At 40.1% G+C, this 26377-nt stretch carries 19 protein-coding genes and 2 tRNA genes; 9 read left to right on the forward strand and 12 right to left on the reverse strand.

Annotated elements, in window-relative coordinates; genetic code table 11:
* Positions 1-48: 48 nt before the first annotated feature.
* Positions 49-1680, reverse strand: coding sequence for an amidase (locus ADHAQ_RS0104910; protein WP_026461993.1), 1632 nt, complete (start codon positions 1678-1680; stop codon positions 49-51).
* A 612-nt stretch (positions 1681-2292) separates the two neighbouring features.
* On the opposite strand from ADHAQ_RS0104910, the gene ADHAQ_RS0104915 reads away from it, so the two are divergent.
* Both ADHAQ_RS0104915 and ADHAQ_RS0104920 read left to right on the forward strand, forming a co-directional pair.
* Complete coding sequence (locus ADHAQ_RS0104915) at positions 2293-2703, forward strand: hypothetical protein (protein WP_026461994.1); 411 nt, start codon at positions 2293-2295, stop codon at positions 2701-2703.
* A gap of 176 nt (positions 2704-2879) precedes the next feature.
* Positions 2880-3329 carry a response regulator gene (locus ADHAQ_RS0104920; RefSeq protein WP_026461995.1) on the forward strand — a complete coding sequence of 150 codons (450 nt, stop codon included), beginning with the start codon at positions 2880-2882 and terminating at the stop codon, positions 3327-3329.
* A 779-nt stretch (positions 3330-4108) separates the two neighbouring features.
* Here the strand turns inward: ADHAQ_RS0104920 and ADHAQ_RS0104925 are convergent.
* The 3 genes from ADHAQ_RS0104925 to mutS all read right to left on the reverse strand — a co-directional run bounded on the left by ADHAQ_RS0104925 (position 4109) and on the right by mutS (position 7164).
* A tRNA-Leu gene (locus ADHAQ_RS0104925) sits at positions 4109-4192 on the reverse strand.
* Positions 4193-4257: 65 nt separating this feature from the next.
* A tRNA-Gly gene (locus ADHAQ_RS0104930) sits at positions 4258-4330 on the reverse strand.
* A 248-nt stretch (positions 4331-4578) separates the two neighbouring features.
* Positions 4579-7164, reverse strand: coding sequence for a DNA mismatch repair protein MutS (gene mutS / locus ADHAQ_RS0104935; RefSeq protein ID WP_051360151.1), 2586 nt, complete (start codon positions 7162-7164; stop codon positions 4579-4581).
* A gap of 190 nt (positions 7165-7354) precedes the next feature.
* Between mutS and ADHAQ_RS0104940 the strand changes: the two genes are divergently transcribed.
* Positions 7355-7885: an RNA methyltransferase gene (locus ADHAQ_RS0104940; RefSeq protein WP_026461997.1), complete on the forward strand. Its 531-nt coding sequence runs from the start codon at positions 7355-7357 to the stop codon at positions 7883-7885.
* A gap of 84 nt (positions 7886-7969) precedes the next feature.
* Here the strand turns inward: ADHAQ_RS0104940 and ADHAQ_RS0104945 are convergent, their stop codons facing one another.
* From ADHAQ_RS0104945 to ADHAQ_RS24535, 3 genes are all read right to left on the reverse strand, one after another.
* Positions 7970-8737 (reverse strand): TerC family protein, encoded by a 768-nt coding sequence (locus ADHAQ_RS0104945; protein WP_034256588.1) that lies wholly within the window; start codon positions 8735-8737, stop codon positions 7970-7972.
* 134 nt (positions 8738-8871) lie between these two features.
* The gene (locus tag ADHAQ_RS0104950) at positions 8872-9363 is read right to left on the reverse strand and encodes a YajQ family cyclic di-GMP-binding protein (RefSeq protein WP_026461999.1); all 492 of its coding nucleotides are present in this window, start codon (positions 9361-9363) and stop codon (positions 8872-8874) included.
* Positions 9364-9596: 233 nt separating this feature from the next.
* On the reverse strand, positions 9597-10193 hold the full coding sequence (locus ADHAQ_RS24535; protein WP_051359717.1) for a hypothetical protein: 597 nt from the start codon (positions 10191-10193) through the stop codon (positions 9597-9599).
* Positions 10194-10346: 153 nt separating this feature from the next.
* Between ADHAQ_RS24535 and mfd the strand changes: the two genes are divergently transcribed.
* Positions 10347-13712 (forward strand): transcription-repair coupling factor, encoded by a 3366-nt coding sequence (gene mfd / locus ADHAQ_RS0104960; protein ID WP_026462000.1) that lies wholly within the window; start codon positions 10347-10349, stop codon positions 13710-13712.
* A gap of 106 nt (positions 13713-13818) precedes the next feature.
* On the opposite strand, the gene ADHAQ_RS0104965 is transcribed toward mfd, so the two are convergent.
* Positions 13819-14214 (reverse strand): hypothetical protein, encoded by a 396-nt coding sequence (locus ADHAQ_RS0104965; RefSeq protein ID WP_034256589.1) that lies wholly within the window; start codon positions 14212-14214, stop codon positions 13819-13821.
* A gap of 302 nt (positions 14215-14516) precedes the next feature.
* On the opposite strand from ADHAQ_RS0104965, the gene ADHAQ_RS0104970 reads away from it, so the two are divergent.
* From ADHAQ_RS0104970 to ADHAQ_RS0104985, 4 genes are all read left to right on the forward strand, one after another.
* A complete protein-coding gene (locus tag ADHAQ_RS0104970; RefSeq protein ID WP_026462002.1) occupies positions 14517-17951 on the forward strand; it encodes a PAS domain-containing protein in 3435 nt (1144 codons plus the stop codon).
* Positions 17952-17972: 21 nt separating this feature from the next.
* Entirely contained in the window at positions 17973-18404 is a 432-nt protein-coding gene (locus tag ADHAQ_RS0104975; protein WP_026462003.1) for a response regulator, read from the forward strand.
* A gap of 93 nt (positions 18405-18497) precedes the next feature.
* Positions 18498-19589 carry a methionine aminotransferase gene (locus ADHAQ_RS0104980; protein WP_051360152.1) on the forward strand — a complete coding sequence of 364 codons (1092 nt, stop codon included), beginning with the start codon at positions 18498-18500 and terminating at the stop codon, positions 19587-19589.
* Between the two features lie 50 nt (positions 19590-19639).
* A complete protein-coding gene (locus ADHAQ_RS0104985) occupies positions 19640-20428 on the forward strand; it encodes an amidohydrolase (RefSeq protein WP_342667267.1) in 789 nt (262 codons plus the stop codon).
* On the opposite strand, the gene ADHAQ_RS0104990 is transcribed toward ADHAQ_RS0104985, so the two are convergent.
* Positions 20411-20815: a hypothetical protein gene (locus ADHAQ_RS0104990; RefSeq protein ID WP_026462006.1), complete on the reverse strand. Its 405-nt coding sequence runs from the start codon at positions 20813-20815 to the stop codon at positions 20411-20413. The two genes, ADHAQ_RS0104985 and ADHAQ_RS0104990, sit on opposite strands and share 18 nt — an antisense overlap.
* Positions 20815-23031 carry a T9SS type A sorting domain-containing protein gene (locus ADHAQ_RS0104995; RefSeq protein ID WP_169727982.1) on the reverse strand — a complete coding sequence of 739 codons (2217 nt, stop codon included), beginning with the start codon at positions 23029-23031 and terminating at the stop codon, positions 20815-20817. Before ADHAQ_RS0104995 ends, ADHAQ_RS0104990 begins: the two co-directional genes overlap by 1 nt.
* 34 nt (positions 23032-23065) lie before the next feature.
* Between ADHAQ_RS0104995 and ADHAQ_RS0105000 the strand changes: the two genes are divergently transcribed.
* Entirely contained in the window at positions 23066-24352 is a 1287-nt protein-coding gene (locus ADHAQ_RS0105000; protein WP_026462008.1) for a UDP-N-acetylmuramoyl-tripeptide--D-alanyl-D-alanine ligase, read from the forward strand.
* Between the two features lie 156 nt (positions 24353-24508).
* On the opposite strand, the gene rfbC is transcribed toward ADHAQ_RS0105000, so the two are convergent.
* Complete coding sequence (gene rfbC / locus ADHAQ_RS0105005) at positions 24509-25051, reverse strand: dTDP-4-dehydrorhamnose 3,5-epimerase (protein WP_026462009.1); 543 nt, start codon at positions 25049-25051, stop codon at positions 24509-24511.
* A 42-nt stretch (positions 25052-25093) separates the two neighbouring features.
* The gene (locus tag ADHAQ_RS0105010) at positions 25094-26206 is read right to left on the reverse strand and encodes a glycosyltransferase family 4 protein (protein WP_026462010.1); all 1113 of its coding nucleotides are present in this window, start codon (positions 26204-26206) and stop codon (positions 25094-25096) included.
* Between the last annotated feature and the right edge of the window lie 171 nt (positions 26207-26377).

A 26377-nucleotide genomic window follows, 5' to 3' on the forward strand; every position in this document is an offset into this window, starting at 1 on the left:
TCTGGCCAGACATGAAATGGGAAAAAACTAAACCTATCTTCAAGGCATTTATACACCAGTAGATTTTAAAAACCTGGGTGCTTTTCTGGCTTTAGAAGCTTGTTCATACGCATACGCTAACCCTATTAATTCCGGCTCAGCGTAAGCAGTACCAATAAAAGATAACCCAATAGGTAATTCCTGCACAAAACCCATGGGTACGGTTATGTGCGGATAACCCGAAATAGCCGACGGAGACGTAAAACCATAACCGGTACCGTAGTCACCGTTTACTAAATCAATGCACCAGGAGGGCCCGTAGGTAGGTCCAACAATAGCACTTAAACTATTATCTTTTAATACCGCATCGATAGTGTGACGAGAGACTGCCAGATTGTTACTTAAAGCTTTTTGATACTCTTTGCTGCTTAAATCGCCTAAAGCTTCTGAGCTTTCTAAAATCTCCTGCTTAAAAAAAGGCATCGCCTTAGCTTCATTCTCTTTATTATAAGCAATAAGCTCTTTTAAGCTTTTCACTTTACCTTTTGCGCTACCCAGGTATTTATTTAAACCATCTTTAAACTCATATTGTAACACTTTGAATTCATTATCTGAAAGAGGGTTTATTTTACTAAGTACATCTACCTCTACAATGGTAGCTCCCTGACTTTTTAACACATCTAAGGCCTGCTGCAAAAGCGCATCCACCCCACTATGACCTTTTAAATAAGCTTTTTCTACGCCAATTCTTTTCTCTTTTAAGGCGGCAACATTTAAAAACTGAGTGTAATCGGGCTGCACCTTCCCCTCACTTTCTTTTGTGACGGCATCTTCCGGATCGGTACCGGTTAACACACTTAATAAAATGGCCGCATCTTTAACTGTACGGGCCATAGGGCCAGCGGTATCCTGCGTTTGAGAAATAGGTATAATACCGGAGCGACTTAATAAACCCACCGTAGGTTTTATGCCAACCAAGCTATTTACCGCCGATGGACAAACAATAGACCCATCAGTTTCGGTGCCAATGGCTACAGCACATAAGTTAGCCGCTACGGCTGTACCCGACCCTGAACTGGACCCACAGGCCGAACGATCTAGCACAAAGGCATTTTTAGTTTGCCCACCCCTGCTACTCCAGCCACTGGCCGAGTGGGTAGAACGAAAGTTGGCAAATTCGCTTAGGTTTGTTTTACCTAATAATACTGCTCCTGAAGCCCGAAGTTTTCTTATAATAAAGGCATCTTTAGTGGCTTTGTTACCTTCAAGCGCAATGGAGCCAGCAGTGGTTAACATTTGATCTGCCGTATCGATATTATCCTTAATTAAAACCGGTATACCGTGCAGTGGCCCTCTTAACTTACCAGCTTTTCGTTCTTTATCCCTGGCCTCGGCAATTTGTAAAGCATCCGGGTTCACTTCTATTACCGAGCGCAACTGAATACCATTTTTATCTATTGCATCAATGCGCTTTAAATACAGTTCTGTGATAGATCGGGAGGTATACTCGCCACTATTCATTTTCTCCTGTAACTGATCTATGGTTATTTCATTTAATTCAAACTCTTCTACTGAATTAGCACTTGTATCTGCCTGAAATTCTTTCCCTCCCGGACTAACCTGCTGGCAGGCATTAAAACTAACTGTATAAATGGAAAGGCCAGCTAAAGTAGTGGCTTTAATAAAATTCCTTCTCTTCATGAATGGTTGGTATTCGTCACTTTAGTAAAATCATCTGGCCAGGAGCCAGCTTCAAAGCTTAAAATATTAAATAATAAGGACAAAACCTGTACCTCCTTCTATTTTTACCAGACTAAAACTAAAATGCTCTTCCTAATTTTCTGCTTATTTAAATAAGAATGCGGAAAGAAGTAACCTAAGTCTAACTGATTCCTTTGACTGTAGGCAAAAGAACCCCTTACCTACAAGAGATTACTCAATTATTTTAAATCCAATCCTTTACCTCTTATTATTACTACTTCATCTTTTCTTACCCAAAGCAACTATTAGTCGGACCCTGCTGATTTGTTAACACAATTTATATTGTTAAATAACCGCTAAGCTTCTTCTTTAGATTACTCTATTTAAAAACTTTATTGGTTTCTGTTTTACTATAATTAAAAGAATATAAATATGTGATTTTACTATTTAAACAATTTAAAGATTTATACCTGTTTAATAAATAAATGTAAAGTTTAAACAAGCTCAGGTATCTTATTTGAAAAATTAAAATATTTATTAGAATGTTGAATTTTATTGCTATTTTTTAATTTATATATTGCAAACGGTTTCAGTTTTTTAATTATTGTTTAAGTGAAGGCGTTTTTTTTAGAGGAGTTTGATACAGTTGTAAAATTGTGCTTTTCCATTATTGTAATTTGCACTATTTTATTGTTGTATTTAATTTACGATTACGTAAAAAGTGTAAATAGAAGAAAAGATTTAATGCAGGGGAAAAGACGTAAACGCTTTTTCAGGTTTAGCTACAAACGTGCCAAGACTTCTCCTTCAAAAACTAAGGAATTACCAAATGTACTTGGCCATTCCTCACATATCCTAGCCACCAGTAATCATAATTTAGAGCATGGCTCATTATCAGAAGGCAACAGGCAAAAACATGAAACTGCAAAACAAGAGAATAATATACAGCTACTAACCTCCAAATATTTAAACGGGTTTTCCAACTGGTCAGGTTCAGGCCCCAAGGGAATCCGGCTTTCCTAAATCACCCAGTTGGTCAGCCTAAGGAAAAGATTGTAATTGTTAAAGCATTAGGTAATAACTGATCTAGAAACGAATTAGAATTCTCCAGACAAAAATAAATTTGATGGGGATTCAGATAATAATATTGTTGATCTAAAACTTTAAACCTGATTAATTAAGACGTTAAACTAAAAGCTATGCTAAATAAGGTTTTACTGGTGGATGACGACCGCATTTGCCTCAGACTATTAGAATACTGGTTAATTAACACAAGCTTTGCCAGGGAGCTAATCCCTTTCACTGATGGAAAACAGGCTTTTGAGTATCTTAAAAGTAATGCAGACGCCCCTATAGAACAGGCTCCAAACCTAATCTTTCTGGACTTGGATATGCCTGAAATGACCGGATGGGAATTTATAAAAATATTTCCCATACATTTCCCTCACTTGCTAAACCAAACCAAAATTGTTGTTATTTCTTCAACAATGGATACAAAGGATATCGAGGATTTCGAGCTAAACCCGTTGGTAATAAAATTCATAATGAAGCCACTAAATAAATCAGGATTAAATGAGTTAAAAACCAATCCTGAATTAGAAGGTTTCTTCAAAAACAATCATAGTTGTTTTCTTGACACCATTACTTAAAATCTTAATTCTTTAAGCTTTACTATGGATCAAAAGTTTACTGTTTTATCTGCACAACAATGGTAGAAATATTCATTTTTGCATCTTAAATTTTAACAAAGTTACTAGTTCTGCGTTCTCGTTTCTTTCCGGATATCATGGCATTTTCTTGCTTTAGGGACGAAAAAGGTATAATAACTTTTATTTAAAGAAATGATTACACCTCATTACTACTTCCTCATTTTTCTTACCTAAATCAGGAAACCTTCTGACCTGGTGGTAAACTTAAAGTTATCAGCTATCCGCCCTGCTGCTGCTGCTGCTGCTGCTTTATTAATTGATCGATTATGATTAACGCTTTCAGAATCCCCTCTTCGATTTCTATTCTAAATACCTGTCCACTATCCTTGCTAATATTTATTCTCCCACCTATAATACAACCTTTAGAAACCTAGAAACTTAAATTGAGGCAGAAATGGGTAAACCTCCGGAAGCACTATAAAATTAACCGCTGCATTTGATATTAAGGCAAAGGTGCAAATAAGAAGTTATAGAGGAAATATTGCAGAAAGAAGAAGAAAGGATAAGGTTTATGGGAAATTTGGATAAGCAACCGCAGCCATAGGCAAAAGTTGCTGCTGCCAAAATAAAGGCAAGGGGAAATAGAACCTTTACTTGTTGTGCTACTCTTCTTATTTACTTGCTATTGATAACTTTAAATGTTGTTGCCAATTGGTTACTGGCAAAATAAAAAAGCCTTGTAAATTTCCATTTACAAGGCTTTTTTATTTTAGTAAGAGTACCAGGGGCGGGACTTGAACCCGCACATTCTAATGAATACAAGATTTTAAGTCTTGCGTGTCTACCAGTTTCACCACCCCGGCATGAAGGTCTGACCTTCAATGTTTTAGATAAAAAAGACGTTGCTGGGCAACGTCTTTTTTATTTGAGCGAAAGACGGGGTTCGAACCCGCGACCTCGACCTTGGCAAGGTCGCGCTCTACCAACTGAGCTACTTTCGCGTTTTTTTGTTTTTACCAACCCGCTGTTCGAATTAGTGATGCAAAGATACGTACGTTTTTTTATTTGTCAAGCCCTGTTCTAAAAAAAATTACCTTTTTTATGTTCCCTACTGATTATCAGAGGAATATTTTTTCAGTCTTTATAAAGAACCAGACCTATTTTACAACTATTTGTTCCTTACCTGCACTCCAACACTTTTAAAATAAATCATAAGGTTAAATAATTAAAAAGCAGGTTTAGGCTACTCCTAAACCTGCTTTCCTTCGTTGGATAACATTTTTAATTCATTTAACTTAAGCAAAGCTTCTACCGGCGTAATGGTATTGATATCTAGTTTATCAAACAGCTCTCTTATTTTTATCATTAACGGGTCGTTCAGCTCAAACATATTTAATTGCAGCTTCTGCTTTGGCATTTGAGAAAGCTTTTTACCATCGCCTTTGCTTATTTTATCTTTCTCCAGGTGGTGCATAATTTCATTTGCCCTAATAACTACGTCATTAGGCATACCGGCCATTTGCGCTACATGAATACCAAAGCTATGCTCGCTGCCTCCGGGCACCAGTTTGCGCATAAATAAAATTTTATCGCCCGCTTCTTTTACCGACACATTATAATTGCGCACCCGGGGTAAATCTTCAGCTAATTGGTTTAGCTCGTGATAATGAGTAGCAAATAACGTTTTAGCCCGTGATTTTGGATGATTGTGTAAATGCTCCACAATTGCCCAGGCAATAGAGATACCATCGTAGGTACTTGTTCCCCGGCCAATTTCGTCCATCAGCACCAGGCTTCGGTCGCTTAAGTTATTCAGAATGCTCGCCGTTTCGGTCATTTCCACCATAAACGTACTTTCTCCCCGGCTTAAATTATCAGATGCTCCTACCCGGGTAAATATTTTATCAATAATCCCTACTTCGGCTGCCTCGGCTGGCACGAAGGAGCCAATCTGAGCCATTAATACAATAAGAGCCGTTTGACGTAGTAAAGCAGATTTACCAGCCATGTTTGGCCCGGTAATTACCATTACCTGCTGCTCATCCGTATCCAGTAAAATATCATTTGGAATATAGCCTTCGCCAAGAGGCAACTGCCGCTCAATTACCGGATGGCGGCCTTTTTTAATATTTAAAACTTTATTCTCATTAACATCAGGCTTCACGTAATTAAACTGAACAGCTGTGCTGGCAAAAGAGGCCAAACAGTCAATCATACCAATTACTTTGGCATTTTGCTGAATCTGGGGCACATAATCCGCCAACGACAGCACTAGTTCATTAAATAGTTGCTGTTCAATGCTAAAAATACGATCCTCAGCATTTAGTATTTTTTCTTCGTAAGTTTTTAGCTCTTCGGTAATGTAACGCTCCGCATTAACCAAGGTCTGTTTTCTAATCCATTCCTGCGGCACTTTATCTTTATGGGCATGCGTTACTTCCAGGTAATAGCCAAACACTTTATTATAAGCTATTTTTAGCGAAGTGATACCTGTATTTTTAGCTTCGCGCTGCTGTAATTGCAATAAATAATCTTTGCCCGAAAAAGCAATTTTGCGTAACTCGTCAAGCTCCTCGTGAATACCATTATTAATAATATTACCCAGGTTAGTTAGCATAGGAGCATCGGGCTTTACTTTAGCTTTTATTTCTTCCCGTAGTTCTTCGCAAGGCGCCAGCTGTCCGGCCAGTTTTTGTAATGCCGGAATATTGCTATAAGCCATTAATTCTTTTATGGGCAACAAAGCTTCCAGGGCTCGGCTAAGTTGCAGTAATTCTCGGGGATTAATCCGTTTTACAGCTACTTTAGAAATTAATCGTTCCAGGTCATTAATTTGCTTCAGGTAATGCACCACATCCTGCAGCAACTCCTGGTTTTTAATCAAGGCTTCCACGGTATCGAGGCGGCGCTGGATCTGGCTTATTTCCTTTAAAGGCAGCACCACCCATTTTTTCAGCAACCGGGCACCCATGGGCGTTACCGTCTGATCTAAAATCTGGATAAGCGGAATACCTTCCGCTTGCTGCGGATAAATCAGTTCCAGGTTGCGGACAGTAAATTTATCGAGCCAAACGTATTTATCTTCCTCCAGCCTGGATATGGCGGCAATGTGCTTAATGTCGTGGTGCTGGGTTTCGGAAAGGTAATGTAAAATACAACCAGCCGCTATAATGCCTTCACGCAAATTTTCGATTCCAAAACCTTTTAAAGAAGCGGTATTAAAATGGCGGGTTAAATTTTCATAGGCAAAATCATACCCGAAAACCCATTCATCTAAAGCATAATGACAGTAATCCTGATTAAAATTGGTAAAAAATTCTTCCTTAGCTCGCTTACAAAAAAGTATTTCTGCCGGATTAAAATTTTGTAAAAGTTTCCGAACATATTCCTGGTTTCCCTGAGCTGTTATAAATTCACCGGTAGATATATCCAGAAAAGCAATGCCCGTCTGGTCGCGGCCAATGTGCAGAGCCGCCAGGTAATTATTGGATTTCCTTTCCAGTACCTGATCGTTAAAAGAAACGCCCGGCGTCACCAATTCCGTAACGCCTCGTTTCACAATCCCTTTCACCATTTTAGGATCTTCCAGTTGGTCGCAGATAGCTACGCGCTGGCCTGCTCTTACCAATTTGGGCAAATAAGTATCCAGGGAATGATGCGGAAAACCGGCCAGTGCCACTTCAGAAGCCGTCCCGTTACCGCGTTTAGTAAGCACAATATCTAAAATTTTAGCTGCTTTAATGGCATCTTCGCCAAAGGTCTCATAAAAATCGCCCACCCGAAAAAGGAGCAAAGCTCCAGGATGCTTGGTTTTTATGGCGTTATATTGCTTCATGAGCGGGGTTGTAGTGGCTTCCGCTCCTTTCGCATTCTTTTTTTTATCTTCTATCTCCAGAATCTCCGGATCGTTTTCTTTTGATTTCACAAATCGTCCCTTTTCCAAAATATTATAGCAAGATACAGTGTATCTGCCTAATTTTGCTCCCCCAGAACATATTTTTTAAATAGCTTAAACAGGTATAATTATGCGCAAACTTAAAATGGATGAGTTAAACCGAGTTTCGGTAGAAGAATTTAAAACCTTACCTAAAATTCCGGTCGTGCTGGTATTAGATAATGTGCGCAGCCTGCATAATGTTGGTTCAGCCTTCCGAACCGGTGATGCTTTTCGGGTTGAAAAAATTTACTTATGCGGCATTACCGGCACTCCGCCCAATAAAGAAATAAATAAGACCGCTCTGGGTGCCACCGATTCAGTAGCTTGGGAGCATGTTCCGGACACAGGCGAGCTAGCCCAAAGGTTGAAAGCAGACGGTTATCAAATAATTGCGCTGGAACAGGCAGAAGGCAGTACCATGTTGCAAGATTTTAAACCGGACCCGGAACAGCAATACGCTTTTGTTTTTGGCAACGAAGTATTTGGAGTAGCTGAAGAAGTTATGAGTTTAACTGATACGGTAGTAGAAATTCCACAGTTTGGTACTAAACACTCTTTAAATATTTCCGTGACCGTTGGCGTAGTAGTTTGGGATTATTTAACCAAAGTAGAATTCTAAACTTTTGCTTAAATTTTACATAAAAAACTAAAAAGCCTGCAATTTGTCTGTTGCAGGCTTTTTAGTTACGCTTTTAAAAAATATTTATTCTACTATATTATCATCCTTCAACTTAACAGGGGTGCTCGTTCCGCGTATTTTGGAATTTAACATTTCTACGGATAACGAGAAGAACATAGCAAAATAAATATAGCCTTTTGGCACGTGCAAATGGGTAGCTTCCAATACCAGCATGACCCCAATCATAATTAAAAAGGCTAAAGCTAACATTTTTATGGTTGGGCGGTTGTTTACAAAATCAGCAATGTATTTAGAGAAGGCCAGCATAATTCCCATAGAAATAACAACCGCAATAATCATGATCAGAACATGATCCACGAGACCCACTGCAGTTAAAATAGAGTCAAACGAGAAAACAATATCAACCATAATTATCTGTACTACTACTTTACCCAAGCTCTGAACAACTTTGGCCGGTCCATCATTACTCATTTCTTCCCCTTCTAACTTATGGTGTATTTCGGTGGTACTTTTAGCAATGAGAAATAAACCACCGGCTAATAAAATTAAATCACGACCGGTAACCCCAAAATCTCCTTCTCTAAAAGGTAAATCCAGCACAAAAAGCGGTTCTTTTAAACCTACAATCCAGGAAATGGATAAAAGCAGCAATATTCGGAAAATAAGAGCCAGGGTTAAACCAATTTTACGGGCTTTGCCTTGTTCCGAGGCCGGCAACTTGCTGGCTACAATAGAAATGAATATAATATTATCAATACCCAATACTATTTCCATAAAGGTTAGGGTTAGCAAGCTAATCCAAGTATCGGCGGTAAGAAAGATATCAAACATAGTTTTATTTTGTGTTTAGCGTGGTATATTCCGATAAATACTTTACAACCATTAATTTGTTTGGGTTTGCAGGAAATAAATGACCGCAAGCTAAAGAGGCCATAGGTAAAGTATTTTGGAAGACAAAAAGAACCTTAGGATTTCATGTTTACATATTGCAGGGGTAAACCCAGATCAGACCGGCGCAACAAACTAATGACCTCCTGTAGATCATCAATTTTTTTGCCGGTAACCCGAATTTGATCATCCATAATAGCAGCCTGTACTTTTATTTTGCTGTCTTTTATAAGCTTTATAATTTTTTTAGAAGTTTCTTTATCTACCCCGGCCTTAACCTTAATATCTTTCTTTATCATGGGTCCGGAAGGAAATTCTTCTTCACTAAAATCCAAAGCAGTAGCATCAATACCTTGTTTTACGGTTTTACTGATGATGATATCTTCAATATGCTTTACCCGCATAGAGTTTTCGGTAGTAACATGGATAACATTGGATTTCTTGTCTAATTCAATACTTCCTTTGGTATCCCGGAAATCGTATCGGGTTTGAATTTCCTTTTTTACCGTATTGATGGCGTTTTCCAAGGTTTGAGGATCTACTTTGCTTACAATATCAAAAGAGGCCATGTTTATCTTTTAAGTTTAAATTAAATTTTTGAATGATTATTACACGTAGCAGGAAAAGCAAAGTTAGCATTTTAGGTAAACCCTGGTACTTTTCAGTTGGAATAGATTTGGTGTGCTTTATGGTTCTAAAAACTTGTTTAATTAAAACCCATAAATTTGGATGTAGCTAAAGCCAAATGATAGAATAAGACTAATAAAATTTTATACCGATTAAGACCGAGGCGTAACCTCTGCTAGTACTTCCAGGCTGTAAAGCTATTTCCGGTTACTGCTATAGCCGAATTTGGGTCTGGTACTTCTTCGTTTTCCTGCTTTCCACTCCACACGGCATACACTATTCCTAAAGCCAATACAAACAGAAATGGCAGCAGAATATTCAGGTATAAAAACTTACGATGGGTAGTATGCCGGTGCTCACCCACCAGAAAATAGGCTATTAAAAAAACAACGCTTAAAACAAAGATGGGTGTTGTGAGAAAAATCATGAGGGAACTACCCCACCATTGCTCAAACAAAAATACCAGGCTTAAACAAGCCATAGCGTTGGCTAAACTGCTAAAAGCACCCAGCAAAGCTAATCGTAGATGAGAAAAAATATAAACCAGCGAAAGCCCAATCTGCAAAATCAACAGCAAGGCCATAACTGATAAGGAAAAGACAAACACAACATCTTGTCCTATCAAATGCATGAGTTTTAAAACTACTCCTAACAAAACGCCCATACCAGTTAGTAATAAGCCAGAAGTAAAAGCGTTAATTATGGCATTTAGATGTGCATTTACAGAACTTCTAAAACCGGTATTACCTTTGAGGGCGGCGGCATTTTCCATAGAATTCTACTTTACAGTATCCCGATTACTTAATATTACGAATTTATTCTGAAAACGATATTCTGACAGTTAAGGAAACATCAGGCAATACTAAGGAGTAAGAGCACAAAAAGCCGTATCTTTGCACTTTCATTAAGTAAAGGAATCAACGCATTGAAAATAAAAGATTTCCTGGACCTTTACCGCCACGATGCCTTGGTACAAACCATTGCCGAACGGTTAAAGTCTGATCCAATATATCATATTCACCTGAAAGGGTTAGTGGGCAGTTTGGATGCTGCATTGGCTGCTGCTGTCTCAACCTTGCTGGACGATAGCCATCACCTGTTTATTCTACACGATAAAGAGGAGGCCGCTTACTTTCACGCCGATTTGCAGAATATTACAGACGGTGAAAAAGAAGTATTATTGTTTCCTTCGTCTTACAAACGGGCCTACTCTTTTGATGAGACCGAGAACGCTAATATTTTAATGCGGGCTGAGGTACTAAACCATTTAAATAATAAAACCGGCAAAGGTTTATTAATAGTAACGTATCCAGAAGCCCTTACCGAAAAGGTAATCAATAAAAAGTCGCTGGTAGAAAATACGTTTGGTGTAAAAGTAGGCGAGAAGCTTGATACCAACTTTTTAACGGAGGTATTAACTGAGTATGATTTTGAGCGCACTGAGTTTGTGTATGAAGCCGGCCAATTTGCTATCAGAGGGGGCATTGTAGATATTTTTTCTTACGCAAACGACTTACCTTACCGAATTGAATTATTCGGCGACGAGATTGAAAGCATCCGGACTTTTAATCCTAATACCCAACTTTCGGTAGAAACTAAAAAACATGTTTCCATTGTACCTAACGTGCAAACCAAGTTGTTGCAGGAAACCCGGGAGCCTTTTTTACAATTTATCTCGGATAGTACTAAAATCTGGTTTAAAGATGCAAAACAGGCCTTTGATGTTATTGATGAATCGTTTGACAAGGCCAATCAGGCCTTTGAGTACCTCATGCTAACCAGTGGCAATACGCAAATTGTTTCCAAGCCAGAAGACCTATTCGAAAGCAGCAAAACCTTTAAGAAGCACCTGGATAATTATGTAACGGTAGAGTTTGGCAAGCGCTTCCATTTTAAAGCAAATGAAGTTATTACCTGGCAGGCCAAGCCACAACCTTCCTTTAATAAAGATTTTCAATTACTGGTAAACAACCTACACGAAAACCAGGGCCAGGATTTAGTCAATATTATTTCGTCGGATTCGCCGCGTCAAATTGATCGACTGACCACTATTTTTGACGAACTGGACCACGATGTACGGTTCCAGCACCTGGCTATTTCGGTGCGCGAAGGCTTTGTAGACCATATCCTGAAACTTGCGCTATACACCGATCACCAATTATTTGAGCGCTATTATAAGTACAAAACCAAGGAGAAGTTTTCTAAAACCAAAGCCTTAACGTTAAAAGAACTACGCGCCCTCTCTCCCGGCGATTATGTAACGCACGTAGATTACGGTATTGGCCGCTTTGCCGGTTTAGAGAAGGTGGACGTTGGCGGACGGTTGCAGGAAGCCATTAGGCTGGTATACCGCGACGACGATTTGCTTTATGTGAGTATTCACGCATTGCATAAAATCAGCAAATATACCGGCAAAGAAGGCACCCCTCCTGCCATGAGTAAACTGGGTTCGCCGGAGTGGGAAAACAAGAAGTCGCGGGTTAAGAAAAAAGTTAAAGATATAGCAGAGGAGTTAATAAAGCTCTATGCTAAACGCAAAACCGCTCCTGGCTACGCTTTTACCCGAGACGGTTTTCTACAGGCCGAGCTAGAGTCGTCGTTTATTTATGAAGACACCCCGGACCAGGGCAAAGCCACCGAAGATGTAAAAGCCGATATGGAGCAACCCCACCCGATGGACCGGCTGGTTTGTGGCGACGTGGGCTTTGGGAAAACCGAAGTAGCTATCCGGGCTGCCTTTAAGGCTGCCTGCGATGGCAAACAGGTAGCGGTTTTAGTACCCACTACTATCCTGGCCATGCAGCACTACAAAACGTTCCGCGACCGCCTGGAAAAATTTCCGGTAAATGTGGAGTTTATTAACCGTTTTAAAACCGCCAAAGATATTAAGGAAACCCTTAAACGCGTAGCAGAAGGCAAAACCGATATATTAATAGGAACTCACCGCATTGCCAGCAAAGACGTAAAATTTAAGGATTTGGGGTTGATGATTATTGATGAAGAGCAGAAGTTTGGGGTAAAGGTAAAAGAACGTTTGAAAGAAATGCGGGTAAACGTAGACTCTTTAACCTTAACGGCCACCCCTATTCCCCGTACCCTGCATTTCTCATTAATGGGAGCCCGAGATTTGTCGGTTATTGCCACTCCCCCGCCTAATCGTCAACCGGTAACTACGGAACTACATGTTTTCGACCAGACTATTATCAGGGATGCTATCATGAATGAGTTGAAACGCGGTGGCCAGGTATTTTTTGTGCATAACCGGGTTAGCGACATTGAAGAAATGGCGAACCTGATTTTAAAACTGGTACCGGATGCCCGAGTAAGTTATGCTCACGGCCAAATGGAAGGCGAGCAACTGGAAAAGCGCATGATGAAATTTGTGGAAGGCGAATACGATGTGCTGGTTTCTACCAATATAATCGAGTCGGGGCTGGATATTCCGAATGCCAATACCATTATTATAAACCGGGCGCACATGTTTGGCCTCAGCGATTTGCACCAGATGCGGGGTCGGGTGGGTCGTTCCAATAAAAAAGCTTATTGTATATTATTAACGCCGCCCGTTTCAGGTTTACCTTCGGATGCCCGTAAGCGCTTAAGCACCCTGGAAGAATTCTCTGACTTAGGGGAAGGCTTTAAAATTGCTATGCGCGATCTGGATATTCGGGGAGCTGGTAATCTATTAGGAGGTGAACAAAGCGGTTTTATTAACGATTTAGGCTTTGAGATGTACCACCAAATTCTGGATGATGCCGTGAAAGAACTAAAGGAAACTGAATTCCGCGATTTGTTCCTGGGAACAGAAAAAGACTTGAACCAGTTTTTAGATGTGGTGCGCGAATGTACGCTGGAAACCGATATGGAGATATTAATACCAGACACTTACGTAAGCAATATCTCGGAACGGTTAAATCTCTACAGCAAACTAGACCGGGTAAAAGACCTGGAAAGCCTGGACAAAATTGTCAATAGCATTACCGACCGTTTCGGGCCATTACCACGGGAGGTTGTGCAACTCGTTGACATTGTAAAATTGCGCTGGGAGGCGCAAAAATTTGGTTTTGAGAAGTTAACAATTAAAAAAGAAACCATGAAAGGCTACCTGCCTACAGAAAAAAACGAAGCTTATTTCCAGAGCGAGCAGTTTGGTAAAATATTAAAATACGTGCAACAACACAGCCGTAACAGCCGCCTGAAAGATAGCAAGGATAAATTAATTGTTATATTTGATAAGGTAAATTCAGTAGATAAAGCAAAAGGAATTTTTACTGATTTGCTAGCCATCTAATAATTGTAAACTACTAAAATTAAGAGGCCTTTTAAAAAGTATATAGTAGGTTATATACTTTTTAAAAGGCCTCTTAATTTTGATTACTAAATAAGTTATTTAACTTTTAAACAGAGCGTAGCCATTGTGCGGCATGTTCATAATCATAAAAGGTTTTCACAAAACCTTCATTGGTGTGATTTAATGTTTTATCAGTAGAAAGTTGGCTAAAAACACTTGGTGAGTAAACCCAGCCAAACCATTTCATCCCGGCATCCCGCATGCGCGGAAACCAATCTACCGCCACCCATTCAGAAGCACCTGACCATATACCCTGCACATGGGTGTTATCATTCAGTACCCGGTCAGAAGAATATTGTTTCAGGGCTTGTAAAATATCCTCACATCCCTCCTTTACTGTTCTTACCGTATTAAAACCTAACCAGTTCGCATAAATCCATTTCCCTTCTGTATCATAGGAAATTTCTATAAATGGTTTACGAACCAACACTTCAAGTGCCATACGTTTTTGCCCTACTAGATTTTTAATGTATTATAAAGGTTATTCATTAAACCCGCTACCTATAGCCAATGCTGCTACTCAATGCTTGTCTTCACTATCTCCTATTCAATTCAACCCCAAAACTCCTGAAGTATGAATTGCACGAATAAGTATTACTACGTAGATATTTAAAGAAAGCGTAAATCTGCAAACTTTATTTCTTATTTTCTGTTTTTAAGCATTTTTTTTAAATCCAACCGATAAAACCTTTACATTTACTTACAAAGCCTATTTCCTGAATTTCAATTACATTCAGTTACCCCATGATATCGAATCTGCCCGATTCCAGTATTAACTTTAGAGCAATTTTCAGAGCTTTACCAGGTCTTCTTGTTGCTGTTTCGCCAGAGTTTAAAATACTGGCAGTCAGCAAAAGTTTTGAGCGGGTTAGCGGCACTACTGAGTCTGACCTTATTGGCACTTGCATGGCAGAATTTTGTGCTAAATTTTTACCCGGCACCGTATCTGACCATCAGCAAAAATGGCAAAACTCTTTAAATTTTCTTATCCAATACCAGAAGCCACATAATCTGGGAACAGATTGCATTACGGTAGCCATCCCGCATGGCCAAAGTGAAACAAAATACTGGCACACAGTAAATACGCCGGTTTTTGATGAGCTAGGGCAACTACTATATATTTTGCATGAAGCGAAAGATATAACCAATGAGTATTTAGCATCTCAGGAAGCTAAACAAAACAAGGAACGCTTCGAAACCTTATCATTAGCTACCAATGATGCTGTTTGGGACTGGAACCTGGAGACCGATGTTATTACCTGGAACGAAGCCTATAAAACCTTATTTGGTTATATTCAAATAGACGCTACCCTTACCTCCTGGTACCACCTCATTCATCCTGAAGACCGGGATAGGGTATCCGCAAGTTTACAAAAAGTTAAAGCTAACGGTGATAAGTTCTGGTCAGATGAATACCGGTTTTTATGTGCCGACGGTTCCTATTGTTTTATTCTGGACCGGGGCTATTTGCATTACGATCAACAGGGAAAACCATGCCGCATGATCGGTTCCATGCTGGATATAACCCTGCAGAAGAAGTATGAAAAACAATTACAGGAACAAGCGGATTTCTTTCAGTTTTTAGCTGATTCCGTTCCTACTTTTATTTGGACGACTAATCCTGATGGCGTTACAGATTACCGGAATAAATATTACCTGGATTACGTAGGCAAAGATAAATCTGCCACTTTTCATTTCTCAGAACTTCTGCCTCCTGACACCAGGGAGCAAGTTGCAACCCAATGGCGTACTAACCTGATGCTAGGCCAGCCTTTTGAAATGGAAGTCCATATTAGGGCTAAAAACGGGGAATACCGCTGGACATTAGCCCGGGCCACTCCTAAATATAATACCAATGGAGAAATAATTAAGTGGGTAGGAACGGCAACCGATATTGATGCCCAGAAAAAACTAAATGAGCATTTAATAGAAAGCACTAAACGTTTTCAGTTCTTATCAGATACTGTTCCCGCCTTTATCTGGACCAGCAACCCGGATGGCACCACCGATTATCGGAATAAACATTATTATAACTACATAGGCAAACACCAGGTAAATAATCCTGATTTTGACTGGTCTACAGTTATTCATCCGGAAGACCGGGAAGACACAGTTAATAAATGGATTCAATCGGTAAATACCGGGCGGCCTTACGAAATAGAACACCGCATTCATTCTGAAAGTGGCGAGTTTCGCTGGATTCTTTCCCGGGCCCATGCCATGCGTGATGAAGCTGGTGCCATTGTAAAATGGTTTGGTACATCTATTGATATTCAGGAACAAAAAGAAGTACAACAGGTAATTCTGGAGCGGGATGCGTATCTGCAACGCATGCTTTCGGATGCACCAATTTTGTTTTTCATGCTCCGGACGGAAAACTTAGTTTGCGCTTTTACCAACCCTAGCTTTAATAAATTATACAATAACCGGACTTTTATAGGTTTACCGGCCAAAGAGGCCTGGCCAGAACTGGAAGCTCAAGATTTTATTCACATTATTGAAAATGTATACCATTCAGGCACAGCCTATAAAAGCAATGAGTATCCTTTAAATTATGACCGCTACGGTAATGGGGAAATGGATTCCGGCTTTTTTAATTTTTCTATTCAACCCCTTTTAAATGAAAAAGGGCAAGTAGAAGGCGTTATGTGCTTTGCGGTAGAAGTTACAGAGCAGGTACTGGCCAAGCATCAGGCCCAGGCGCTGGCAAACCGCCTCCAGCACGAAAAAGAAAATTTCCGGTTCTTAGCTGAGTCTGTACCCCAACTGGTTTGGTCGGCTCACCCAGATGGTTCTGTAGATTACTTTAGCCAACAATGGCAGCAATATACAGGCGTAGATCCGTTGCAAAGTCTAGGTTGGGGCTGGGAGGATGCTTTATACCCGGAAGACTTACCGCTTACCCTGGTAAAATGGAATAATTCGGCCAAAACCGGCGAACCCTACGAAATAGAATACCGGTTGCGCAAATTTGATGGTACTTACCGTTGGTTTTTGGGCCGAGGAGTTCCCATGCGCGATCAGTATGGCACTATTGTTAAATGGTTTGGCACCTGTACTGACATTCACGAACAAAAACTTATTCAGGAAAAACTGGAAGAAAGTACCAACCGTTTCCGCTTCCTGGCCGAAGCTATGCCACAAAAAGTCTGGACCGCCCAAGCTGATGGTTATATAGATTATTTTAACCAGCATTGGCTAACTTATACAGGCCTATCATTTGAGAACCTAAAAGGCTTTGGCTGGACGAAAGCTTTTCATCCTGAAGACCAGCACTTAACCACCGTAATCTGGGAAAATGCGCTACAACAAGCTACTGATTTTCAGATGGAACACCGGCTGGTAAATGCCGATGGAACCTACCGGTGGCACTTAAGCCGGGGTATTCCCATGAAAAATGATACAGGGGAAGTGGCAATGTGGGTAGGCACCAACACCGATATTCATGAGCAAAAAATAGCCCAGCAAAATTTAATTGCTATCAATAATGAGCTTACAAAACGGAATGATGACTTAGACCGGTTTGTTTATACCGCTTCGCACGATTTAAAACTTCCTATTATTAACATGGGAAGCATTTTTGAAGAGTTAGTCGCCAATTGTGAATTTACAGATCCGGATAATGTGAAACTTATTCAAATGTTTCATAAATCGCTGGAACAGATACATACCACTATTACAGACTTATCCGAGATAGCTAAAATCCAGAAGAATATAGATGCCGAAACAGAAGAAATAAATGTACCAGAACTTCTGGAAGAGGTAAAGTTGAGTATTCAGGAAATGATTAAAACCGCTGGTGCTACCATTCTAACAGATTTTACAGGCTGTCCTAAAATAAATTTTTCCCGGGCTAATTTGCGGAGCATTTTGTATAACCTGGTGAGTAATGCCATTAAATATGCCTCACCTGAACGGCTGCCTGTAGTAAAAATCAGTATAACTCCCCAGGATGATTATAACGTATTGAGCGTGCAGGATAACGGCCTGGGCCTCAATTTAGACCAACATCAAAATAAGCTTTTTCAAATGTTTAAACGCTTCCATAACCATGTACCGGGTACAGGCTTAGGGCTTTATATTATAAACCGGATAATGCAAAATAACAACGGGTATGTTCAGGTAGAAAGCAAAGAAAATGAAGGCAGCACTTTCCGGGTTTATTTTAAAATGATTTAAAAAAATTACTAGCTTTACCGAATGAGACCTTTAGATCTGATCTTATTAGTGGACGATGATGACACTACCAATTACGTTAATAAACGAACTTTACAACGTACCAATGCTGCTCACGAAATAAAAGTTTTTACAAACGGAGAACAGGCTTTAACTTACATCAAGAACTCTGTCTGCGGCACCGACGGAACAGCTTTAAACCCTTGCCCGGACCTGATATTTTTAGACATTAAAATGCCTATTATGGATGGCTTTGAATTTTTGGAAGCTTACAAAACATTAGGTTTAAGTAAAACAGCACCTACTACAATCATGATGCTTACTTCTTCGGCCAGTTTTTACGATTTGAAAAAACTGGAAACTTACGAAGAGGTAAAAAGGCATTTTTCCAAACCTCTTGCCGATCATGATGTGAAAGAAATAATTAAAGATTATTTTCCTGCCAACGCTGATTAGCCTTCTGGCCCGCTTCATTTCTGGACCTTTTACAACTTAAACGTGATTCCTGACTCGAAACTACCGGCTGTTGGTACCAGTATTTTTACGGTTATGTCACAATTAGCTTCAGAATACGGAGCCATTAATCTTTCGCAGGGGTTTCCGGATTTTAATTGCCCAACAATTCTGGCCGATTTAGTTAGCCATTATACCAAAGCTGGTTTTAACCAATATGCGCCTATGGCTGGTTTAACTACGCTGCGGGAGCAAATCAGCCTTAAAACCCAGCTTCTTTACCAACATACACCCAACCCTGAAACAGAAATTACCATAACCTCCGGCGCTACTGAAGCATTATTTGCGGCTATTGCAGCCGTAGTAAACCCCGGCGATGAGGTTATTGTAATAGAACCGGCTTACGACTCTTATGTACCGGCTATTGTATTGAATGGCGGTATTCCGGTATTTGTACAACTAACCCTTCCGGATTTCTCAATCGACTGGGAAGCGGTAGCAGCCAAAATTACTTCCAAAACGCGCTTACTTATTCTTAATTCCCCGCACAACCCAACCGGAGCTGTTTTAACCCGCGAAGATTTAGAAAATCTAGCCCAAATAGCAGACCATACGGGCATGTACATAATTGGGGATGAGGTGTATGAACATATTGTTTTTGATGGACGTCAGCACCAAAGCCTTTTGCGGCATAAAGCCTTAGCAGCCCGAAGCTTTGTAATATCTTCCTTCGGTAAAACTTATCATGCTACGGGCTGGAAGGTTGGTTATTGTATTGCTCCCCCGGCACTAACTACCGAGTTTCGAAAAATCCACCAATACTTAACTTTTAGCACCGTTACGCCCATTCAATACGCCCTTGCCGATTTTTTAGATAATAAAGAACATTACTTAAACTTACCTCACTTCTACCAACAAAAGCGGGACTTATTCTGCCAGTTATTGGCCCGTTCCAAGTTTACATTGACCCCTTCTCCCGGTACTTATTTTCAATTAGTAAGTTACCAGCATATTACCAATGAACCAGATTTGACGTTTGCTAAACGTTTAACCCGCGAGTTAGGGGTAGCGGCCATTCCTATTTCGGTTTTTTACCAGAACCGGCAAGACAACAAAATTTTGCGGTTCTGCTTTGCTAAAAATGAAGATACTTTGCGACTTGCCGCCGATAAATTATGTAACTTGTAAAAAGTTTTTTTACTGGAAAGCTAATCTAAAACCTGAAGGCAAACTTTCTTATGATGCAGGACCTGACCATAACGCTCATTCAAACCGCTCTTCGCTGGCATAGCCCCGAGGCCAACCGACACCAACTTGAAGAGCAATTTGAGCGCCTGGGCAGGAACACCGACTTAATTATATTACCGGAAATGTTTACGACCGGATTTACCATGGAAGCTCCTAATTTAGCTGAAAGCATGGCTGGTCCTACCATGCAGTGGCTAACTGAGCAGGCGGCTAAAAATAAAGCTGTTATTACCGGGAGCTTAATTATTCAGGAAAACGGGCAGAATTTTAACCGACTAATCTGGATGCGTCCGGATGGCAGTTATTCTTACTACGATAAGCGACACTTGTTCCGGATGGCTAATGAACACCATACTTTTGGCGCGGGCACTTCCAGATTAATTGAACAAATAAAAGGTTGGAACATTTGCCCGCTTATTTGTTATGATCTGCGTTTTCCAATCTGGAGCCGCAACTTAAATAATGCTTATGATTTATTAATTTACATTGCCAGCTGGCCCGACAAACGCAGTTTGGCCTGGAAAGCTTTATTGCAGGCCCGGGCTATTGAAAATTTAGCTTATGTTGCGGGTGTAAACCGGGTGGGTGTAGATGGCAATGGTATTTATTATTCGGGTGGTTCTGTTGTACATGGGCCTTCTGGCGAAATACTCTGGCAACGCGACCACGCCGTAGATATGCACACCATTCGTCTTAGCAAAAGTGCTTTAGAAAAATATAGGGAAGTTTTCCCAGCTTACCTGGATGCTGATTCTATCCATTTAAATACTAAGGTTTAAAAACTTCTCCAGTTCCGCTTTTAACGGTTCTTCAGTTGTTGCCTGTACAAAATTTAAATATTCCCTCGCACCAAAAATTCCAGATAACTGGCGATGTGTTCCTTCCAATAATATTAAGTTAGGTTTACGTTCCCCAATAATTTCCTCTACCACCCGAAATGCTTTTCCTAAAGCCATGTTGGGGAATGAAGTTCTGAAATACACAACTAGCTGCTCTGATTCTTTGGCCAATCTAACCACGTAGCTCACCAGAGAATCATCTGATTGCGAGTCGATATCTATAATATCCGTCTGAGGCCAATGTGCTTTTACCCAGTTTAACAACGGTTGCTGGTACATAAAAGAGGCAGACTCTGCTAATTGAATAAATAAAAAAGCCGTAGCCATTATTTCTGAATAATTAATTTATAACCAATTCGTGTATGCTCCTGGGTTTCGAGTTGAACGACATAAAGACCAGGTTGTAAGGTATCTGTATTTATTTTCTGAGTTAAAAGATATTGCCCGGTAGCTGGCAATACTAGCTGTCCTGTTATATTATAAATGCTAACTGTCACCTTTTTTGCACTCTCTACCGTAATTTCATTTGTAGCCGGATTAGGATAAACCACCGACTTTAAGATAGCTTCTACTGGCTCTTTATTTCCCAAGGCGCCACGAACCTGCTGATTAAACAAATGTAAGCCTCCCCCCTGACTACCAGAAATTATTTCGGGCTTGCGGTCGCCATCCAAATCTGCCGCGGCCAAAGTAAGTCCACCGCCAAGTTTGCTAGCCTGGTAGGCATTGCTGCCTGGGTTCATTAATATATCAGAAGCATAAGTAAAGGTACTACTCGTATTTTGCAGAAAATCACTGTAAATCCGGATCTCACCCGTTTCATCGGCCAATAAAAGTTCCGGATTATTATCCTGGTTTAAATCCATTATCAAAGGAAAGACATTACGCCTGTTAAAATCAGCAGCAATATTACCCCACGCTTCATTAGCTAACGTAAAAACTGGATTCGCTGGCGTACCCGTATTCCGGTAATAGCGGAGGGCGCCACTTTTCTCAGTTGGATAAATATTTGAAGCTAAAATCAAATCCTTATCTCCATCGGCGTCTATGTCATAAAAAGCTGGATTATCGCCCACTCCAGTACCGACAGACAGCGTTTTTACAGCGGATAAATCAAATTTAAAAGGAGAACCAGCAGCCCCGGTATTTAACACATACTTTATAGTCCCGGCCGAACCGGATGTACCTGCTAACACTAAATCTAAAGTACCATCGCTGTTGATATCTGTAAATTGAGGCCTGATATTTCGAATATTCAAGCTGCTTAGATTTAAATAGTTAAAGCTTTCACGTTCAAAAACAGCCTTGCTAGCAGTACCTTTATTCCGGAAAAACCAAATAGTTCCCGTTCCGCTACCAACCAGCAAATCTAAATCACCGTCGGCATCTACATCTGCCAAGGCTGGTGCCGATTGCTCTCCCACATCCACCATATCTTTCTGCAGGAAATCTGGTCGCTGAAAATTAAAAGCCGGCACATTAGTATTGCTGGTATTTTTGTAGAACCACCCCGATTGCGAAAAATTTATTTCATCATTGGTGTTGCTTCTAACAAAAGGCGAAACAAATAAGTCTGGTTTATTATCAAAATCTACATCTTCGTAGTAAGCCACGGGGTGGTAATTCAGGCTGGCCCTGGTGGTATTGTTAGGAAATGCTACCTGCAAATCGGCACTCGTCATAGCTGCCACCGTGGGATTACCACTATTAATAATCCTGGCTAAATCCGGGCAGGCATCGCTGCTTACTAAAATGTCTTTATCCAGATCTCCATCCAGATCTATAGCGAGTAAGGAAACTCCATCGTTATGGTTTGTGCCAGCTGTTCGGCAATTGCCATTAAACACATATCCATTACAAACATGCTGGCAACGGCTTACATTGCCCCACTTGCTGGTTTCTAAAGTAAATTTCAAGATTTCGCCGGACAAGTTTTCCTCCATCTGTTGGTTCCGGTAATACTCAATTGCTGTACTGCCCGAAAAATCGAAAGTCAGAATATCTAAATCACCGTCGTTGTCCATATCTTGCAAGGCCGGTAAATTATCACCACTTACCTGTAGGTTTGCATTATTATTAAAGCGGATAAACTCTTTTGCCAATTCAAAAGAAAGGGAACCACCCGCTGTTGTAGTATTCTTATAAACTTTTATTCCCTGGCTGGTTTTAGTAAAAATATCTTTTAGGCCATCCTGGTTGTAATCGCGCAATAAAACCCAGCTGTTTAAATCAGCCGGAAAAAGCAATTCGAATTGCGACGCATATTGCCACTGCCACCCGCTATTATACTCTTTAGCTAAAAAAGTATAAATTTTACTGTGAGTTCGGTCAAAAATAAACAAATCTTCCGTGGCGTCGCCATTAAGATCTATTTTAGATAAAACAGCACTATTAATGCCACCTGCCCAGGCATTCTTTAATGTATCAGAATCAATAACTATTTTTACATCATTCCGGAATTGAAACGTATATTGCTGCTGCGCAACTACTGATTGAAACCAGAAAAGAAAGCTAAAAAGCGCTACGAGTCGCAAGTGTTTCATTGGCTTTAAATTTAAAATAAAACTACACCAAATAATGGCTGAAAGCATAGAAGCTCTATATCAAAAATATTTACAGTGCCAGTACGTAAGCACCGACTCCCGGGCGGAACAGAATAATTCGCTGTTCTTTGCCTTGAACGGTCCTAATTTTAAAGGTGCTCGTTTTGCCGAACAAGCTTTAGCCAAAGGCGCCCTATATGCTGTAATAGACGATGCCACTTACGCCACCGACCGTTGTATTGTGGTGGAAGACACACTTCAGGCCTTACAGGATCTGGCCCGCTATCACCGGCAAAAGCTAACTATACCGGTTATAGGCATTACAGGTAGTAACGGCAAAACTACTACCAAGGAACTAACTAATGCCGTTTTAAGCCAGAAATATAATACCCTTTATACCAAAGGCAATTTAAATAACCACATAGGTGTGCCCATTACGGTACTTAGCATTAAGCCCGAACACAATATGGCCATTATAGAAATGGGCGCCAACCATTTAAACGAGATTGCTCAGCTCTGTAGTATAGCCTTGCCTACTCATGGTTTAATTACCAATATTGGCAAAGCCCACTTAGAAGGCTTTGGAAGTTTTGAAGGCGTAGCCCGTGCTAAAAGCGAATTGTATCTGCACCTGGACAACCACCAAGGACTTGTTTTTATAAACAGTCAAAATGAACATTTAATGCGCATGGCTCGTCGCATTCAGAATAAAGTTATGTATCCGGCAACTCAAGACTTCTTTCATTGCGAGTTTCTGGAGGCTTCACCTTTTGTTATCTATAAATCAGAAAACGGCGCCACAGTAACCACGCAAATAATAGGAGAATATAATTTTGAAAATATTGCGGCGGCTTCCTGTGTAGGAAAATATTTTGAAGTGCCTATTGAAAAAATTAACGAGGCAGTGGCCGGTTATACTCCTTCCAATAACCGTTCGCAGGTAGTACAAAAAGGTAGCAACACTATTTTACTGGATGCCTACAATGCTAATCCTTCTTCTATGAGTGCCTCAGTTACAAATTTTGCAAAAGCTAAAGCCAACAAGAAAGTAGTTATTCTGGGTGATATGTTTGAGCTTGGTCCGGATAGTGTTGAAGAACACGAAAAGTTAGGGCAGTTGGCTGCTGCATCTGGTTTTGACCAAGTAATTTTATGCGGAAAAGAAATGCAGGCCGCGGCAGCCCAGCATCCCGAATTTATTTATTTCCAGAACCGGGATAAGCTCCAGGAGTGGCTACAAACCAATCCTATTCAAAACGCTAGTATTTTAGTTAAAGGATCCAGAGGGATGGGGCTGGAAAACCTGGTAGAACTTTTATAAGCTTTAAGTTCAACAAAAAAACATTATTTTCTGGAAGTAATTAATATTAGAAGCAACTAATATTAATTACTTCCAGAAAATAATATCCCCGATTTAATTTAAAAAAAAGGTGTCAGCTATATAATTTCAAGTTGGCACCTTTTTTTTATACATTAACTAAAAAGGAGAATTAAGCTTGGCCAATGTTGGTAATATTTGATCTTTAGCAGATACCAATGGATCAGTAATATTCCAGTTTATGCCCAGAGCCGGATCATTCCAGATAATCCCCCCTTCCGAAGCCGGATGATAGTAATTGGTGCACTTATATAAAAAAGTAGTATTATCTTCCAAGGCTACAAAACCATGCGCAAATCCTTCCGGCACATAAAACATGTTGTTCTGCTCTGTGTTTAACAAACAGGTTACATGCTGCCCGTAAGTAGGTGAATCTTTCCGAATATCTACTGCTACATCCAAAGCGCTGCCTCTGGAAACTCGGACTAGTTTACCCTGCGCGTAAGGTGGTTTCTGAAAATGCAGGCCTCGTAATACTCCCTTTTGCGAGAAAGACTCGTTATCCTGAACAAATGTAACGTCTATTCCTGCCTCTGCAAAAACTTTTTGACTATACGATTCAAAGAAATAACCTCGTGGATCTCCAAATTTGCGGGGTATGATTTCTATAATGCCTTCAATCGGATATCTTTTAAACTCCATTTGGTATTGATTTTTTTTCCGGTTGTAAAGCTAAGCATAAACTCATTTAGTTTTTACAGATTGTATAGCCGATAAATATTTACTTATAACAAAACGTTCATCAAACTTTTCCACGGCCAATTGCCTGCTGGCCTTACTCATGCGCTCTAAAGCTGCATTGGATAATTCATACATCTCAATCATCTTTTGGGCTAAATCAACGGCATTTCGCACTTCGCATAGAAATCCATTATAACCATCTATGACGGTTTCTTTGCAGCCCGGCACATTAGTAGTAATGATAGGCTTACCCATACCCGCTGCTTCTAACAATGTTTTTGGAGTACCTTCCCGGTAAGAAGGCAACACAATGCAATCTGCTTTGGCAATATGCGCCGCCACATCATCCGAAACGCCTAAATATTCAATAGCCCCTTCTTGTACCCATGGTTCAAAAACTGCTCGTTTAATACCTACGTTACCGGATTCATCTATTCCGCCTAATAATTGCACTCGTACATTCGGATATTTCTGCCGGATTATCCGGGCCGCCTCTACATATTCTACTACCCCTTTTTCATATAGCACCCGGGCTATCATCAAAAAGGTGAAATCCGGATTCCGGATAAAGACTTCTGCAGGCTTAAATTTATCTGTATCAATACCTGAACCGGGCAAGACATCGGTTATCTTGTTTTTTATTAATTTATTTTCCAGAAAAAGCTGCCGGTCATCTTCATTCTGAAAAAAAACTTTAGCCGGAAACTGAAAAGCAAATTTGTATAAGGCTAATGCTACCTTCGAAACAAAATTTTTTACAATAAATACTGTACCCAGGCCCGACACATTATTAATGGTGGGAATACCGGCTAATTTAGCGGCAATAGTACCATAAATATTAGGCTTAATTGTATACTGCAGAATAACATCCGGCTTTACCTGTCGGTAGACATTGTAAAACTGCTTGGTCAAAAGCAAATCCTGTAGCGGATTAGTCCCTTTATTCTCCATTTCAACCGGCACATACTGGCAGCCAGCCGCTATCAACTTGGGAGAATACTCATCTTCGGGAGCAATAGCAATAACTTCATGTCCTAATTTCAAGAAAGCTTTTACCAATCCCATCCTAAAATTGTAAATGTTCCAGGATTTATTTATTACAATGGCGATGCGCATAAGAAGCGTTGGTTCCGGAGACAAATATAAGATAGCCGGACAGATATTAAGTATTTTTAGGGTTTCCCACCTTTACTGTTTTTTACTCTATTTAGATTCAGTTATTTTAATACATCTTTTCTGGTAGGATTAATTACTTTTACCCACGCATTCTGCGTATACACTTGACTG

The organism is Adhaeribacter aquaticus DSM 16391 (assembly GCF_000473365.1).
Classification (GTDB): Bacteria; Bacteroidota; Bacteroidia; order Cytophagales; family Hymenobacteraceae; genus Adhaeribacter; species Adhaeribacter aquaticus.